At 66.0% G+C, this 17,024-nt stretch carries 13 protein-coding genes and 1 other RNA gene; 1 reads left to right on the forward strand and 13 read right to left on the reverse strand.

Features of this window, described 5'->3' with window-relative positions; all coding sequences use genetic code 11:
* Nucleotides 1-40: 40 nt before the first annotated feature.
* The 3 genes from ctaD to KZX46_RS19190 all read right to left on the reverse strand — a co-directional run bounded on the left by ctaD (nt 41) and on the right by KZX46_RS19190 (nt 3,693).
* Complete coding sequence (gene ctaD, locus KZX46_RS19180) at nt 41-1,687, reverse strand: cytochrome c oxidase subunit I (RefSeq protein ID WP_219775300.1); 1,647 nt, start codon at nt 1,685-1,687, stop codon at nt 41-43.
* Between the two features lie 11 nt (nt 1,688-1,698).
* Nucleotides 1,699-2,751 carry a cytochrome c oxidase subunit II gene (gene coxB / locus KZX46_RS19185; protein ID WP_226896063.1) on the reverse strand — a complete coding sequence of 351 codons (1,053 nt, stop codon included), beginning with the start codon at nt 2,749-2,751 and terminating at the stop codon, nt 1,699-1,701.
* A 123-nt stretch (nt 2,752-2,874) separates the two neighbouring features.
* Nucleotides 2,875-3,693: a crotonase/enoyl-CoA hydratase family protein gene (locus tag KZX46_RS19190; protein WP_219775301.1), complete on the reverse strand. Its 819-nt coding sequence runs from the start codon at nt 3,691-3,693 to the stop codon at nt 2,875-2,877.
* Nucleotides 3,694-3,722: 29 nt separating this feature from the next.
* On the opposite strand from KZX46_RS19190, the gene KZX46_RS19195 reads away from it, so the two are divergent.
* Nucleotides 3,723-4,262, forward strand: a complete 540-nt coding sequence (locus KZX46_RS19195; RefSeq protein WP_219775302.1) for a (2Fe-2S)-binding protein — start codon at nt 3,723-3,725, stop codon at nt 4,260-4,262.
* Nucleotides 4,263-4,270: 8 nt separating this feature from the next.
* Here KZX46_RS19195 and KZX46_RS19200 read toward each other — a convergent pair whose 3' ends face one another.
* The 10 genes from KZX46_RS19200 to rpoC form a co-directional block, all read right to left on the reverse strand.
* On the reverse strand, nt 4,271-5,224 hold the full coding sequence (locus KZX46_RS19200) for a nitronate monooxygenase family protein (protein WP_219775303.1): 954 nt from the start codon (nt 5,222-5,224) through the stop codon (nt 4,271-4,273).
* 49 nt (nt 5,225-5,273) lie between these two features.
* Complete coding sequence (locus tag KZX46_RS19205; RefSeq protein ID WP_219775304.1) at nt 5,274-5,708, reverse strand: endonuclease domain-containing protein; 435 nt, start codon at nt 5,706-5,708, stop codon at nt 5,274-5,276.
* A gap of 134 nt (nt 5,709-5,842) precedes the next feature.
* On the reverse strand, nt 5,843-7,279 hold the full coding sequence (locus tag KZX46_RS19210; protein WP_219775305.1) for an aldehyde dehydrogenase family protein: 1,437 nt from the start codon (nt 7,277-7,279) through the stop codon (nt 5,843-5,845).
* Nucleotides 7,280-7,369: 90 nt separating this feature from the next.
* On the reverse strand, nt 7,370-7,960 hold the full coding sequence (locus KZX46_RS19215) for a DUF4893 domain-containing protein (protein WP_219775306.1): 591 nt from the start codon (nt 7,958-7,960) through the stop codon (nt 7,370-7,372).
* A 60-nt stretch (nt 7,961-8,020) separates the two neighbouring features.
* Nucleotides 8,021-8,674, reverse strand: a complete 654-nt coding sequence (gene gmk / locus KZX46_RS19220) for a guanylate kinase (protein ID WP_219775307.1) — start codon at nt 8,672-8,674, stop codon at nt 8,021-8,023.
* Nucleotides 8,671-10,065, reverse strand: a complete 1,395-nt coding sequence (gene fumC, locus KZX46_RS19225; protein ID WP_219775308.1) for a class II fumarate hydratase — start codon at nt 10,063-10,065, stop codon at nt 8,671-8,673. The genes gmk and fumC overlap by 4 nt, the downstream gene beginning before the upstream one ends.
* A 63-nt stretch (nt 10,066-10,128) precedes the next feature.
* A complete protein-coding gene (locus KZX46_RS19230; protein WP_216708624.1) occupies nt 10,129-10,602 on the reverse strand; it encodes an SspB family protein in 474 nt (157 codons plus the stop codon).
* A gap of 278 nt (nt 10,603-10,880) precedes the next feature.
* Nucleotides 10,881-11,230: a transfer-messenger RNA gene (gene ssrA / locus KZX46_RS19235) on the reverse strand.
* A 165-nt stretch (nt 11,231-11,395) separates the two neighbouring features.
* On the reverse strand, nt 11,396-12,604 hold the full coding sequence (locus KZX46_RS19240; RefSeq protein ID WP_219775309.1) for a glycosyltransferase family 1 protein: 1,209 nt from the start codon (nt 12,602-12,604) through the stop codon (nt 11,396-11,398).
* A gap of 173 nt (nt 12,605-12,777) precedes the next feature.
* Nucleotides 12,778-16,959: a DNA-directed RNA polymerase subunit beta' gene (gene rpoC / locus KZX46_RS19245; protein ID WP_219775310.1), complete on the reverse strand. Its 4,182-nt coding sequence runs from the start codon at nt 16,957-16,959 to the stop codon at nt 12,778-12,780.
* Nucleotides 16,960-17,024 lie beyond the last annotated feature (65 nt).

Here is a 17,024-nt window from a genome sequence, read left to right on the forward strand (position 1 = left end):
AGCCTGTCAGGCAAAGGGACGGCAGCGGCACTCATCGCCGCTACTTGATAACCGGCAGCGTCTCGAACTGGTGGAACGGCGGCGGTGACGACAGCGTCCACTCGAGCGTCGTTGCGCCTTCACCCCAGTAATTGTCCCCAACCTTCGGTCCGGCGAAGAGCGAGTAGATCACGTTGATGAAGAAGAACACCATGCCGACCGCCATGATCCCGTAGCCGATGCTCGAGATATAGTTGTAGTGCTCGAACTGCGCCGGATAGTCGGGAATACGCCGCGGCATTCCCTGCTGGCCGAGGAAGTGCTGCGGCATGAAGAGGACGTTGACGCCGATGAAGAAGATCCAGAAGTGGAGCTTGCCGAGCGTCTCGTTGTACTGGCGCCCCGACATCTTGCCGAACCAGTAATAGAAGCCGGCGAAGATCGCGAACACCGCCCCGAGCGAAAGCACGTAGTGGAAGTGCGCGACGACGTAATAGGTATTGTGCATGTAGGTATCGATGCCGGCGTTCGACAGGATGACACCGGTAACGCCGCCAACGGTGAACATGATGATGAACCCGATCGCCCACAGCATCGGCGTCGGGAAGGTCAGCGACCCGCCCCACATCGTTGCGATCCAGCTGAAGATCTTGATGCCGGTCGGCACCGCGATGATCATCGTTGCGGCGGTGAAGTACATCTTGGTGTTCACGTCGAGGCCGCTGGTGAACATGTGGTGCGCCCAGACGATGAAGCCGATCAGGCCGATCGCGACCATCGCGTACGCCATGCCGAGGTAACCGAACACCGGCTTCTTCGAGAAGGTCGAGATGATCTGGCTGATCATGCCGAAGCCTGGGAGGATGAGAATGTAGACCTCGGGGTGGCCGAAGAACCAGAACAGGTGCTGGTACAGGATTGGGTCACCACCACCGGCAGGGTCGAAGAAGGTCGTGCCGAAGTTACGATCGGTCAGCAGCATCGTGATCGCGCCAGCGAGAACCGGGAGTGAGAGCAGCAGCAGGAACGCCGTCACCAGCACCGACCAGACGAACAGCGGCATCTTGTGGAGGGTCATGCCGGGCGCGCGCATGTTGAAGATCGTCGTGATGAAGTTGATCGCGCCGAGGATCGACGACGCACCGGCAAGGTGGAGCGACAGGATCGCCATATCGACCGCCGGCCCAGGGTGGCCCGACGTGCTGAGCGGGGCGTAAAGCGTCCAGCCGGTGCCGACGCCGTTGAACCCAGCAGGTCCTTCGACGAACATCGACCCGAGCAGCAGCAGGAACGACGGCACGAGCAGCCAGAACGAAACGTTGTTCATCCGCGGGAACGCCATGTCTGGCGCGCCGATCATCAGCGGCACGAACCAATTGCCGAAGCCGCCGATCATCGCGGGCATGACGGTGAAGAACACCATGATCAGGCCGTGCGCGGTGATGAAGACGTTCCACAGGTGGTACGACGCATCGAGATTGCCGTGCGTGAACCACGTCAGATACTGGATGCCCGGGTGCGCGAGTTCGGCGCGCATGATGCCCGAGATCGCCCCACCCAGCGTCCCCGCGAAGATCGCGAAGATCAGGTAGAGCGTGCCGATGTCCTTGTGATTGGTCGAAAACAGCCAGCGCTGCGCGAACGACAGTTCGACGTGATGGCTATGATCGTCGTGGGCGAGCCCGGCGTCGAAGGCGGAAGTGGCCATTACTAAAGCCCTTACTTTGTCGGGGCCGGCGCGGCGGGCGCGGCGGGAGCGGTCTCGGTCGGGACGGCGGGAGCAACGGCGGTCGCAGCCTCTGCTGGGGCATTGCCTGCGGCTGGAGCAGGCGTCTCGGCACCGGCGACGGCACCGGCGGTCAGCGCGGCGGCGGTCTTCGCCCCCGGCGGCGTGATGCCGTTTTCCTTCTGCTTCGCCGCGACCCACTGGGCGAAGCGCTCCTTCGAGACGACCTCGACCGCGATCGGCATGAAGGCGTGCTTGGTGCCGCACAGCTGGAAGCACTGGCCGTAATAGACGCCGGGGCGATCGACCTTGAACCACGTCTCGTTGATGCGGCCCGGAACCGCGTCCATCTGGACCCAGAACGACGGCATCGCCCAGGCGTGGATGACGTCGGCGGCGGTGGTCAGGACGCGAACGGTCGTGCCGACCGGAACGATGACGCGGTTGTCGACGCCAAGCTTGGCGGGGTCGCCCTTCTTGATCGCGTCGGCGTCGGACAGGATGATCGAATCGAAGCTAAAGCCGCCCTGGTCGGGGTATTCATACTCCCAATACCACTGGTGGCCGGTCGCCTTGATTGTCAGCCCGGCCTTGGGCGGCTCATACTGGTTGGCGAGCAGGCGGAACGACGGCACCGCGATCCAGACGAGGATCAGCACCGGCACGACGGTCCAGATCACCTCGACGACGGTATTGTGCGAGGTCCGCGACGCAACCGGATTGCGCGCGGCGCGGTAGCGGAACAGCGTGTAGAACAGCAATGCGAAGACGACGATGCAGACGCCGAGCATCAGCGGATCGAGGATCGTCGTCGCCATATGGCGCGCTTCGACCGCGATCGGGGTCATCGCTTCCTGAAGGTTCCAGCCGCCACCGGGCTGGCCGATACCGGGGGTGCCGAGCACCGGCGCGACGGTCGCCGCTGCCGGCATTGCCGTCGTCGTTACCGGCACAACGGGCGCGGCCGCGACTGCGGCGTCCTGCGCGCGGGCGGCCAGCGGGAGCAACCCGGTCATCGCCAATACCAACTTTACGGTCGCGCGCATCGTGCCCCTTCGCAAGACTTTGTCAAAGCGCGCCCGGTTCGGGGACCTTGGCGCGTGGCACGCTCTATATGCCCCGGGGTCTCTAGCGGCAAGCGTACAACTGCCGCACTGCGGCATAAGCCTTCACGCGACGAGGTCGGCGAACACCGGAGTCGTCCGCGCCGCCTGCGCGGTCATCGCTGCGCGAAGGTCGTCGCCCTGGAGCATCCCGGCATTCCACGTCGCGACATAGTCGAGCCCCTGCGCGATCGTCGCATCGCGGCCGTGATTGAGCACCGCCTTGATCCCGGTAATCGCGAGCGGCGACTTGGCGGCGATCTCGGCGGCGAGGGCATGCGCCGATGCCAGCGCGGCGGCGTGATCGGCCTCGACCCGGTTGAGGAAGCCATAGTGCTTCGCCTCCGCCGCGCCGAAGCGCCGCCCGGTGTACGCCAGCTCGCGGACGAGTCCCTGCGGCAGGAGGTGGGGGATGCGCTGGAGCGTGCCGACATCGGCGACGATCGCGATGTTGATCTCCTGCACGGTGAAGAAGCAGTCGGCTGTCCCGACGCGGAGGTCGCACGCGGTGACGAAGTCGACCCCGCCGCCGATGCACCCGCCCTGGACGCAGGCGATGACCGGCACCCGGCAGCGGTCGACCGCGCTGAACGTTTCCTGGAGATGGTGGACGTGGCGACGGAAGGCTTCGCGCGCGCGGCCGGCGTCGGCCCCCGCCCCGACGAGCGTCTGCCCGGCCCAGTTGAGATCGAGCCCAGCGGTGAAGTGCTTGCCGGTCGAGGCGACGACGACCGCGCGGACGGTCGGGTCGGCGTCGATCGCAGCGAAGGCGGCGGGAACGTCGGTCCAGAACGCCTCGGTCATCGTGTTGAGCTGGGCCCCTCGGGTCAGCGTCACGGTGGCGATCCCGGCATCGACCGCCAGCGCCAAAGTCTCCAGTTCCACGATTTCTCTCCCCAGAGTATAACCATGGCATGACCAAGTTCACCGTCAACGGCAACCCCGTCCATTATCTGCTCGCCCCCGAGACGCCGCTGCTGTGGGCGCTGCGCGACGCGTCGAACCTGACCGGGACCAAGTTCGGCTGCGGTGCCGGGCTGTGCGGCGCGTGCACCGTCCATATCGACGGGGTCGCCAAGCGATCGTGCCAGACGAGCATCGGCGACATCGAGGGCAGCTTCGTCACGACGATCGAGGGGCTATCGGCCGACCGCAGCCACATCGTCCAGGCGGCATGGATCGCGGGCCAGGTCCCCCAGTGCGGCTATTGCCAGTCGGGGATGATCATGGCGGTCGCGGCGCTGCTCAAGGCGACGCCGCACCCGACCGACGAGGAGATCGACGCCGGCATCACCAACATCTGCCGGTGTGGCACCTACCCGCGCATTCGCAAGGCGATCCATGCCGCCGCCGCCGGGGTCGTCGACGCCGGCATCGCCCCGCCGGGAACGACCCCGAGCGAGGCGGCACGGCGCGCGCCATCGATGGTCGCGGAGCCGAAGCGCGTCGCCTGACGCGCGCCCTACCCGCGCCTCAGCCGCGCGATCACCGCTTCCGCCTCCGCCATTGTCCGCGCGACGATCTCCGCGCACGACAGGATCTCGGTGATCCCGCCGCCGCCCTGCCCTGCCGCGAGGCACTGCGTCACCGGATTCACGTCATCGACCACCCCGGCGATCGGCCCGAGCAAGTTAAGCCGCGCCGAATTCGCCACCTGCGCCATGAACGGCAGCGGCTCGCGCCCCGCCCAGTCGCGGGTCGTGTCGTTGGCGATCGCGCGGAGCGTCTTGCCTGTAAAGCCGCGGCTGATGACGGTGTCGCTTTCACTCATCCTCACGATCGCGTCCTTGTAGACGTCGGCGGCGTGCGCCTCGGTCGAGGCGATGAAGCGCGTCCCCATCCACACGCCGTCGCAGCCGAACGCGAGCGCCGCCGCGAGCCCGCGCCCGTCGAACAGCCCGCCCGCCGCGATCACCGGCACGTCGACCGCGTCGACCACCTGCGGCCACAACGCGACCGACGCGACCGAGCCGGTGTGCCCGCCCGCCTCGGTGCCCTGCGCAATGACGACGTCGCACCCGGCCTCTGCCGCTTTGACCGCATGGCGGACAGACCCGGCCATGCACATGACGACGATGCCCGCCGCCTTGAGCTGTTCGATGATCGCGACCGGCACGCCGAGGCCGGCGATGAACGCCTTGGCGCCTTCCTCGATGATGACGTCGACCGAGGCGGTGAGGGTCTCGGGCTGGGCGGTGAGGAGGTCGACCCCGAACGGCTTGCCGGTTAGCTCGCGGACACGGCGCATCTGGGAGCGGATCGCCGACGGGGGGAGGCCCGCCATGCCCAGCGAACCGAACCCGCCGGCTTCGCTGACCGCCGCGCAGACCTCGGCGTACGACACGCCGCCCATGCCGGCGAGGAGGATGGGGTGCTCGACCCCGAGGAGGGTGGTGATGCGGGTAGGGATGGTCATAAAAAATCCTTCCTCCCTCTCCCCTTGAGGGAGAGGGACGGCGCGTTCTTCACGCGCCAGGGTGAGGGTGAGTGCGGGAGATAAGCCCCTGAAGCACAGTCATAATCTTAACGAACACAGCCTGCGGCCGATCGATCACCTCGGCATTCGCGAACCGCAAAACCGTCAGCCCCTTAGCTCCCAGCCAAGCCGTCCGCCGCACGTCATACTCGGCCTTGGCGAAATGCCCCGTCCCGTCGAGCTCCACCACCAGCCCCGCCGCCGCGCAGTAGAAGTCGACGATGAACGGCCCGACCGGCTGCTGGCGGCGGAAGCGGGCGCCTAGTTTGCCACCGCGAAGGATTTGCCACAGGTCGCGCTCTGCTGGGGTGGCGTCGGCGCGGAGGACGCGGGCGCGGGGGACGAGGGTAAGGGCGTCGTAGTCGGGTTGATGCGGCATGTGGGTTCCGCCGGGATGTTTGGCGATGGCCGCGGGTGAAGCCATCGCATCGACGCTCGCACGCACTCAACTCGGGCCGCCCCCGTCACCACTCGCCCTCACCCTGGTTGCGCGAAGGGCGCAACCGTCCCTCTCCCTCAAGGGGAGAGGGAGAGGCCGCGCTCTACCGCACGGTCGTCCTACTCCGCCGCTTCCTTCGCGCCCCAACCCAGCACCGCCTTGACCTCGAGGAATTCCGCGAACGCGTGGTCGCCCCATTCGCGGCCGTTGCCCGACTGTTTGTAGCCGCCGAACGGGGCCATCAGGTCGCCGCCGGTGCCGTTGAGGAACACCTGTCCGGCGCGGAGCTTCTTCGCCACCGCATGGGCGTGGCCGAGTTCGCCCTGCACGTAGGCGGCGAGGCCGTAGACGGTGTCGTTGCCGACCGCGATCGCCTCCTCCTCGTCGGCGTATCCCAGCATCGTCAGGACGGGGCCGAAGATTTCCTCGCGGGCGATCGTCATGTCGTTGGTGACGTCGGCGAAGACCGTCGGCTTGACGTAATAGCCGGTCTCGAGCCCCTCGGGCTTGCCGGTGCCGCCCGACACGAGCGTCGCGCCTTCGTCGATGCCCTTCTGGATCAGCCCCTGGATCTTGTGCCACTGCGCCTCGGACACGACCGGGCCGATCTTGGCGTTGCCGTCAGGCGGCCCGACCGTCACGCTCTCGGCGGCGGCGGCGGCGATCGTCTTGGCCTGCGCCATCTTGCCCGCCGGGACGAGCATCCGCGACGGCGCGTTGCACGACTGGCCCGAATTATTCATCATCGCAACGACGCCGCGGGTCACCGCCGCGTCGAGGTCGGCGTCGTCGAGGACGATGTTCGGCGACTTGCCGCCCAATTCCTGCGCGACGCGCTTGACCGTCGGGGCGGCGTTGCGCGCGACTTCGATCCCGGCGCGGGTCGAGCCAGTGAAGCTGACCATGTCGACCTGCGGGTGGCTGCTCAGCGCCGCGCCGACGGTCGGCCCGTCGCCGTTGACGAGGTTGAACACGCCTGCCGGAACACCCGCGGCGTGCATCACCTCGGTCCACAATTGCGCGCTGAACGGCGCGATCTCGCTCGGCTTGAGGACCATCGTGCAGCCGACCGCGATCGCGGGGACGACCTTGCAGGCGATCTGGTTGATCGGCCAGTTCCACGGGGTGATGAAGGCGCAGACGCCGATCGGCTCCTTCGACAGCATCGTCGCGCCGCGCAGCTCGTCGAAGCGGTAATTCTTGAGCACCTCGATCCCGGTCATCAAATGGCCGACGCCGATCGCCGCCTGCGCCTGCATCGCGAGCCAGCCGGGCGCGCCCATCTCCTCGGTGATCGCGGCGGCGATGTCGGCGTAGCGCTTCTGATATTCGGCGAGGATGTTCTGGAGGAGCTCGACGCGGTCTTCGCGGCTCGTCGCGGCGAACGAATCGAACGCGTTGCGCGCTGCCATCACCGCGCGATCGGCATCGGCAACGGTGCCCATCGCGATGACCCCGGCGACGGCCTCGGTCGCCGGATTGATGACGTCGAGGCGGGCGCTGCCGAGCGGCTCGACCCACGCGCCGTCGATGTAGAATTTGGTGTAGTCGCGCATCCCAAGGACTCCTTTTGATCTGGAGTCACTCTAGCAGAGCCGGATGCTCAAGCCAGCGCAGGATTACGTTATGGTGAACCCGTCGCCGGGTCAGCTTGCGGGGACGATATCGACGACGTCGAGGGTCGACTGGAAGCGCGGCCACGGCAGCGCCAGCCGCCACCGCGCCGGGCCGATCCGCTCGAGCACACCGACGACATTGCGGTCGGGATCGGCGCCATAAGCGAACTGCGACATGTCACCGCGCAACGTCATCGCGCCGAGGAAGACCATCCGCTCGCCGTCGGGATACAGCCGCCCGGTCGACGACTGGAAGGCATTATGCCCGGCAAAGCCGATGACGCCGTCGTCGTCGGTCACGGTGCACGGAAAGTCGCGTAGCGGGGTGACGTCGGGCTGGCCCGGCAGGGTCGCGCCGAGCTTGACGACGCGGCAGCGATACGTCCCCGCCGCGGGCCACGCACCATCGGGAGCCGCTGCAGGATCGGCGAGGCGACCGAGCGCAGCCCAGTCGGCGGTCTCGCCGTGGACGATCGCCTTCGCCTTGGCGCTGGTCCATGCGGGCCACAATCCGAGCAGGCGGACGCGATCGTCGGGGTGGATCACGGCGCGCCACGTCGTCGCGTTCCTGGCACGCGCGGCGGTGCCCGCGCACAGCGCGGCGATCGTCAGTAAGAGCACACCCCTGCGCATGTCTTACCGTAGCATGAAGTTCGCGGCGGCAGTGCGCTGAATCTTGGTTTAGGCCAGCATGTCGCGGACGAAATTCGCGAGCCCCAGCTGGCGCTTACGCCGCATCCGCTCGGCCTTGAGGATCGCGCGGATTTCGCCGAGGCAAACGTCGGGATCGTCGTTGATCAGGATGTAATTATACTCGCCCCAGTGGCTGATCTCGGTCGCGGCGCGCTTCATCCGCTGCGCGACGACCTCCTCGCTGTCGGTGCCGCGCCCGCGCAGGCGACGCTCGAGTTCGGCCATCGTCGGCGGCAGGATAAAGACGCGGACAAGGTCGCTCGCGGCGTCGGTCTGCTGGAGCTGCTGCGTCCCCTGCCAGTCGATGTCGAACAGCACGTCACGCCCGGCGTGGAGCGTATCCTCGACCGGCCCGCGCGGTGTCCCGTAGCGATGCCCGAACACCGTCGCCCATTCGAGCAATTGCTCGTCCGTGAGCAACGCATCGAAGCCAGCATCGTCGACGAAGCGATAGTCACGCCCCTCGATCTCGCCGGGGCGCGGCGGGCGCGTCGTCACCGACACCGACATGACAATCTCGGGGTCATCGACAATCAATCGCCGCGACATCGTCGTCTTGCCCGCTCCGGACGGCGACGACAGGACGAACATCAGCCCTCGCCGGGCGGGGGCGGTCCGTGCGGGGGTGGCGAATTGCGTCATGCCGGGTCGGGGCCGAGCATCGCGTCGGCGCGGACGATGCGGCGGAAGCGGGCCTCGTCGATCAGTCCGAGTTCCAACGCCGACTCGAGCAGAGTGCCGCCGCTATGGTGGGCGTGCTTGGCGATTTTCGCGGCGTTGTCGTAGCCAATCGCGGGGGCGAGCGCGGTGACGAGCATCAGCGAGCGTTCGACGAGTTCGGCGATGCGGTCGCGGTTTGGTTCGGTCCCGGCGACGCAGCGATCGGTAAAGCTGACCGCGGCGTCGGCGAGCAGGCGGATCGACTGGAGCACGGCGTCGGCGATCACCGGCTTGAACACGTTCAGTTCGAGGTGCCCCTGCAGCCCGCCGATCGTGACCGTGACGTGGTTGCCCATCACCCGCGCGGCAACCATTGTCAGCGCCTCGGCCTGCGTCGGGTTGACCTTGCCCGGCATGATTGAGCTGCCCGGCTCGTTCTCGGGCAGGCTGAGTTCCCCGAGTCCCGAGCGCGGGCCCGACCCCAACAGCCGGAAGTCATTGGCGATCTTGGTCAGGCTGACCGCGAGGACGTTGAGCGCCCCCGACAGCTCGACCATCGTGTCGTGGGTCGCGAGCGCCTCGAACTTGTTCGGCGCGGTGACGAAAGGGATGCCGGTCAGCGTCGCGAGTTCGGCAGCGATCGCCTCGGCGAAGCCGGTGCGGGTGTTGAGCCCGGTGCCGACCGCGGTCCCGCCCTGTGCGAGGCGGTGAAGCCGCGGCAGCACCGCTTCGACGCGCGCGATGCCGTCCTCGACCTGCCGCGCATAGCCCGACATCTCCTGGCCGAGGCTGACCGGGGTCGCGTCCTGGAGGTGCGTCCGCCCGATCTTGATGATGTCGTGCCACGCCGCGACCTTCGCCGCGAGCGCCGCGTGAAGGTGCTTCAACGCCGGGATCAGCCGCGCGTCGATCTCCATCGCGGCGGCGACGTGCATCGCGGTCGGAAAGGTGTCGTTCGACGACGCCCCGGCGTTGACGTGGTCGTTGGGGTGGACCGGGGTCTTGCCGCCGCGCCTACCCGCGAGCAGCTCGTTGGCGCGCCCGGCGATGACCTCGTTCGCGTTCATGTTCGACTGCGTGCCTGAGCCGGTCTGCCAGACGACGAGGGGGAACTGGTCGTCCCACTTGCCGCTCGCGACCTCGCCTGCCGCCTGCTCGATGCACGGCGCGAGATTGTCGTCGAGCACGCCGAGCCGCGCGTTGACCCGCGCCGCCGCCTGCTTGACGAGGCCGAGCGCGTGGATCAGCGGCAGCGGCATGCGTTCGGTGCCGATCGGGAAATTGCCGATCGACCGCTGCGTCTGCGCGCCCCAATAGACGTCGGCGTCGACGTCGATCGGGCCGAAGCTGTCGGTTTCGGTACGGGTGGTCATGTCTGGCTCCGGAACGCAGTGTGCGCGCTGTCTATCGGAGCAGGGCCGCAGTTGGAAGCGCGGCTACTTCTTGCGGAAGCGATCGAGCGTGACGACGTTCGACCCGTCCTCGATCGGCAGCGGCGGCGGCGGTGCCACCGGCTCGGGTTCCGGCTCGGCAACGTCGGTATTCGGCACGAACTGGAGCGCGAAGTTGACCGCGGGATCGACGAAGCCGGTCACCGCGGCGAACGGAATCGACAGCTTTGCCGGGACCTGGTTGAAGCTTAACCCGATCGTGAAGCGCTCGTCGTTGATCGCGAGGTCCCAGTAGCGGTGTTGGATGACGATCGTCATCTCCTCGGGATAGCGCTCGAGCAGATGCTTCGGCATGTCGACGCCCGGGTAGCGCGTGCGGAAGGCGATGTAGAAATGGTGCGCCCCGGGCAACCCGCCCTCGGCATCGATCCGTTCGAGCACCCGCTGCACGACCGAGCGCAATGCGGTCTGCACGATCTCGTCGTACGGAATCAGACTGTCGGCGGTCGTATCGTTCACGCGAGGGCTCCGGGTTGACGGCATAGGTGGCGCGCAACCTTCGCTTGGTCAAGCCATGGGCCGAGAAGCTATTTTACAAAGCTGTCGAACAGCAGCTTGACCGCAATGAGAATTGCCGGTCCGGCCACCAAGGTGCAGACCCATCCCTCCCAACTTGCGGGCGAGAAACCGTAACCGATCACCTTCGGCCGGAACCAGAGAGCGAAAGGTCTCAGCCGCGGCATTGATCAGCCTCCAAAAGTGGGGAGCTTCTGTTGCTCGGTGCTCCCCGTACCGCCGGTGTCCACTTCTGTTGCCCGGTGTGGCCCGTACCGCGCTTTCGGCCAGTGTAACTTAGTCCGTTAGGACCGGGTTACGCTGCGATTGCGAATGCCTCGTTGTCGTTGGCATTTCTGGGTTGTGAACCATTTAACGGCTTATTCAGGCCGGGCGAAGGTCTTCGTCTTTGAACACACGTCGATCCTATTTCGGCCCCATGCCGCCCCCGACAACGGGGTTGGAATGGTGGAGCCGCCGGGTACCGCCCCCGGGTCCGCTGTGTCTATTGCACGACACCCTCTATCGCCATAGCCGCCCGTTTCCGGGATGCAGGAGTGATATAGGCGTTTGCAGACGGGTTGAAAAGGTGGCTTGCTCTTCCCTCTCCCCTCGAGGGAGAGGGACGGTCGCCCCTTGGCGACCAGGGTGCGGGTGAGGATGGCATTGAAGGCGCGGCTTGAATGCCACCCGCACCCTCACCCTGATCGCGCGAAAGCGCGCGATCGTCCCTCTCCCTCAAGGGGAGAGGGAAGGCTTACGCTGCCCTTAGTGCCGTCACGACCCGGTCGACCAGCGGGGCGAACACCGATTGCGGCACCGCCGTCGGGATACGGACGATCCGCATATAATGGTCGAGCATCGTCTGGTTGATCTCGTCCCAGTCATAGCGGCGGCTGAGAACGAGGCCCGCCTCCCCCGCCATTGCGGCGGCGCGGGTGTCGGTCAGGTACGTCGTCAGCGCGGCGGCGTAACCGTCGATGTCGCCCGGCGTTACCAGCTGCCCCGAAATGCCGTGGTGGACGATGCTCGACGTTCCCGTCGCGCGCGCGCCGACGACGGGCAGGCCGCACGCCATCGCTTCGAGGGTGACGTTGCCGAAGGTTTCGGTCGTCGACGGATTGAACAGCATGTCCGACGACGCATAAGCGCGGGCGAGGTCGACCCCGGCAAGCTGGCCGGTGAAGATCGCTTGCGGCATCCGCGACTCGGCCCATTCGCGGGCAAGGCCGTCGCCGACGATCAGAACACGATGTGCGACGCCATCGGCGACAAGGCGGTCGATCGTGTCGGCGAAGACATCGAGCCCCTTCTCCATTACCAGCCGGCCGACGAAGGCGATGACGCGCTCGTCGTCGCCAATGCCGAGGCTGCGCCGCCAGTCGAGCGAGCGGCGCGAGGGAGTGAACACCGAGGCGTCGACGCCTCGGCTCCAGATCTTGATATTATCCGCCATGCCGTCGGCGCGGAGCTGGTCGGCGAACGACTCCGACGGCGCATAGACTTCGGGCAGCCCCGTATAGAGGTTGCGCATGACGTCGCCGAGGATGCTGTTGACCCAGGCGAGGCCATAATAGCCGAGATAGGTGTCGAAACGAGTGTGCGCCGACGCGACGACGGGCACGCCATGTGCCTGCCCCCAGCGCTTGGCGTGGAAGGCGAGCCGGTCAGGGACCGACAGATGGATCAGATTGGGTTCGAACGCCTCGAGGTCGCGGCGCGTCGCCCCGTCCATCGCGTAGGCGAAGCGGTAATCGCCGCGTCCGGGAATCTTGACTGACGGGACCGAGATCAGCGTCCCGGTCGGCTCGAACGCCGGGGTGTCGCTCGTCGGCGAATAGATCCGGACGGCCACGCCCTGCCGCTCGAGAAAGCCAACGAGGCGATTGAGCGCGTTGTTCACGCCGTCACGCTGATAGTTGTAGTTTCCGGAAAAGAGAGCGACGCGGAGTTCGTTCTGGCGCACTGGGCGGCATCCTCTATCGGGCGTTGGTCAAACAGATACGCGGGCATTATGACCGTGGTTGGGCAACGCACAAAAACGCTACCGGCTGCATCGTTACGCACACGGGACACGAAAAACCCCGCCGGATCGCTCCGGCGGGGTTTCGTCAGGTTCGTCGTGTCGAAGGCGGAGGCTTAGCCCGCGACTTCGCCCAGCGGCGACGACAGGATGTCGGCCTCGGCCGGCAGCGGCACCGCCACCACCTGCTTCGCCGCCTGCGAGGCCCGCAGCGCGGCGTCGCGCGACGTTGCCGTCACCCGCATCCGCGCCATCGCTGCGCCAGTACCTGCAGGGATCAGGCGGCCGACGATGACGTTTTCCTTGAGGCCCGTCAGCGTGTCGATCTTGCCCTGGACCGCCGCCTCGGTCAGCACGCGCGTCGTCTCCTGGAACGACGCGGCGCTGATGAAGCTCTTGGTCTGGAGCGACGCCTTGGTGATCCCGAGCAGGACCGGCTTGCCCTCGGCGCCCGCTTCGTTCTTGCCGAGCTTCGCGTTCTGCTCCTCCATCTCGAGCCGGTCAACCTGCTCGCCGACGAGCATCGTCGTGTCGCCCGACTTCGTGATCTCGACCTTCTGGAGCATCTGGCGAACGATCGTCTCGATGTGCTTGTCGTTGATCCGCACGCCCTGGAGACGATAGACCTCCTGGATTTCGGCGCACAGATATTCGGCGAGCGGCTCGATCCCGAGGACATCGAGAATGTCGTGCGGGTTCGGGTTGCCGTCGATCAGATAGTCGCCGCGACGGACATAGTCGCCTTCCTGGACCGAGACGTGCTTGCCCTTCGGGATCATGTATTCGGCGAGTTCAGCATCGTCACCGCGGATGTTGATGCGGCGCTTGGTCTTGTAGTCCTTGCCGAATTCGACCCGCCCATTGATCCGGGCGATGATCGCATTGTCCTTCGGGATACGCGCCTCGAACAGCTCGGCAACCCGCGGCAGACCGCCGGTGATGTCGCGCGTCTTGGCGGCGTCCTTCGGGATGCGCGCGACGACGTCGCCCGCCTCGACATCCTGACCATCGGCGACCGACAGAATCGCGCCGACCGCGAGCATGTAGCGCGCGCTCTCGCCCGATGTGTCGTCGAGCAAGGTGATGCGCGGACGAAGCTCTTCCTTCTGCTTCACCGAGCGCCAGTCCTGGACGACCTTCTGCGCGATGCCGGTGGCGTCATCGACGTTCTCCGACATCGACAGGCCCTCGATCAGGTCCTGATACTTCACCTTACCCGACTTCTCGGTGATGACCGGAAGCGTATACGGATCCCAGTCGGCCAGACGGTCGCCCTTGCTGACGATCGCCCCGTCGAGGTGGATCAGCGCAGTCCCGTAGGCGATGCGGTGGATCGACCGCTCACGCCCATCCGAGTCGAGCAGGACGAGTTCGCCGTTGCGCGCCATCGAGATGTTGCGGCCGCGGCTGTCCTTGATCGTCGACATGTTGCGCAGGAGCACCGTGCCGTCGACGAGCGCGTCGAGAGTCGACTGCTCGCTGACCTGCGCCGCGCCGCCGATGTGGAAGGTCCGCATCGTCAGCTGGGTGCCCGGCTCACCGATCGACTGCGCGGCGATGACGCCGACAGCTTCACCGATGTTGACCGGCGTACCGCGGGCAAGATCGCGCCCGTAGCAGGTGCCGCAGACGCCGCCCTTGGTCTCGCACAGCAGCGGCGAACGAATCTTGACCTCGGCAACTGCCGCCTTCTCGATCCGCGCGACGTCGACTTCGCTGAGCAGCATGCCGGCGGGCGCCAGCACCTCGCCGGTCTTCGCGTCGACGATGTCGTCGAGCACGGTCCGGCCGAGGATGCGCTCGCTGAGCGAGACGATCGTGTTTCCGCCTTCGACGATCGCCTTCATCGTCATGCCGCGCTCGGTCTTGCAGTCGTCTTCGATGACGACGCAATCCTGCGACACGTCGACCAGGCGCCGTGTCAGGTACCCCGAGTTCGCCGTCTTCAACGCGGTGTCCGCGAGGCCCTTACGCGCGCCGTGGGTCGAGTTGAAGTATTCGAGGACGGTCAGGCCTTCCTTGAAGTTCGAGATGATCGGCGTCTCGATGATCTCGCCCGACGGCTTCGCCATGAGCCCGCGCATACCCGCAAGCTGCTTCATCTGCGCCTGCGAACCACGCGCACCCGAATGGGCCATCATGTAGATCGAGTTGATCGGCTTCTCGCGTCCGGCGTCGTCGATCGGACGTGCCGAAATCTCGCGCATCATCGCGTCGGCGACCTTGTCACCGCAACGTGCCCACGCATCGACGACCTTGTTGTACTTCTCGCCCTGCGTGATCAGACCGTCCTGATACTGCTGCTCGAAGTCCTTCACCATCGCGCGGGTGTCGTTGACCATCTTCTCCTTCTCGGGAGGGATGACCATGTCGTCCTTGCCGAAGCTGATGCCCGCCTTGAACGCATTCTGGAAGCCGAGCGTCATGATCGCGTCGGCGAACAGCACGGTCTCCTTCTGGCCGCAGTGGCGATAGACGGTGTCGATGACATCGGCGATCTCCTTCTTGGTCAGGAGGCGGTTGATCGTCTCGAACGGCACCTTGTGCGACTTCGGCAGCGTCTCGCCGAGCAGCATCCGGCCCGGGGTCGTGGTGACGCGGCGCAGGACCATGTTGCCCGCCTCGTCGGTCGTCTCGACGCGCGCGACGATCTTCGAGTGGAGCGTCACCGCCTTGGCGTGGAGCGCCTGGTGGACTTCGGCCATGTTGCCGAACGCCATGCCGGCACCCGGCTCACCCTCGCGGTCCATCGACAGGTAATACAGCCCGAGGACCATATCCTGCGACGGCACGATGATCGGCTTGCCGTTCGCGGGACTGAGGATGTTGTTCGTCGACATCATCAGGACGCGCGCTTCCAACTGCGCCTCAAGGCTCAGCGGGACGTGGACGGCCATCTGGTCGCCGTCGAAGTCGGCGTTGAAGGCCGAGCAGACCAGCGGGTGCAGCTGGATCGCCTTACCCTCGATCAGGACCGGCTCGAACGCCTGGATGCCCAAGCGGTGGAGCGTCGGGGCGCGGTTCAAAAGCACGGGATGCTCGCGGATCACCTCGTCGAGGATGTCCCAGACTTCCTTGCGCTCCTTCTCGACCCACTTCTTTGCCTGCTTCAGGGTCATCGACAGACCCTTGGCGTCGAGGCGCGAGTAGATGAACGGCTTGAACAGTTCGAGCGCCATCTTCTTCGGCAGGCCGCACTGGTGAAGCTTGAGTTCCGGACCGGTGACGATAACAGACCGGCCCGAATAGTCGACGCGCTTGCCGAGCAGGTTCTGGCGGAAGCGACCCTGCTTGCCCTTGAGCATGTCGGACAGCGACTTGAGCGGACGCTTGTTCGCACCCGTGATCGTCCGGCCGCGGCGGCCGTTGTCGAACAGGGCGTCGACCGCTTCCTGCAGCATCCGCTTTTCGTTGCGGACAATGATGTCCGGCGCGCGCAGCTCGATCAGACGCTTCAACCGGTTGTTACGGTTGATCACGCGGCGATACAGGTCGTTAAGGTCCGACGTCGCGAAACGGCCGCCGTCGAGCGGGACGAGCGGGCGCAGCTCGGGCGGGATGACGGGCACGACCTGGAGCACCATCCACTCGGGCTTGTTGCCCGACTCGATGAAGCTCTCGACGACCTTCATCCGCTTGATGATCTTCTTCGGCTTCAGTTCCGACTTGGTCGTGCGAAGGTCCTCGCGGAGGATCTCCATCTCGCCCTCGAGGTCCATCTCAGCGAGAAGTTCGCGGATCGCCTCGGCGCCGATGCCAGCACGGAAGCCGTCTTCGCCATATTCATCCTGCGCGGTGACAAGCTCGTCCTCGGTGAGGAGGTCGAACTTCTTCATCGGCGTCATGCCGGCTTCGAGAACAACATACTGCTCGAAGTACAGCACGCGCTCGAGGTTCTTGAGCGGCATGTCCAGCAGCATGCCAATGCGCGACGGCAGCGACTTCAGGAACCAGATGTGCGCGACCGGGGCAGCGAGTTCGATGTGGCCCATCCGCTCACGGCGGACCTTCGAGACAGTGACCTCGACGCCGCACTTTTCGCAGACGATCCCTTTGTACTTCATGCGCTTATACTTGCCGCACAGGCACTCGTAGTCCTTGATCGGACCGAAGATGCGCGCGCAGAACAGGCCGTCGCGCTCGGGCTTGAACGTCCGGTAGTTGATGGTCTCGGGCTTCTTGATCTCGCCAAACGACCACGAGCGGATGCGCTCGGGCGACGCCAGGCTGATCTGGATCTGGTCGAACGTCTCCGGCTTCGCTGCCGGGTTGAAGAAGTTCATCAGTTCCTGGTTCATCTCTGATCCTTCTCGATCCTTCCCTCTCCCCTTGAGGGAGAGGGACAGCCGCCCTTCGGCGGCAG

This window comes from Polymorphobacter sp. PAMC 29334 (assembly GCF_019431245.1).
Lineage (GTDB): Bacteria > Pseudomonadota > Alphaproteobacteria > Sphingomonadales > Sphingomonadaceae > Polymorphobacter_B > Polymorphobacter_B megasporae.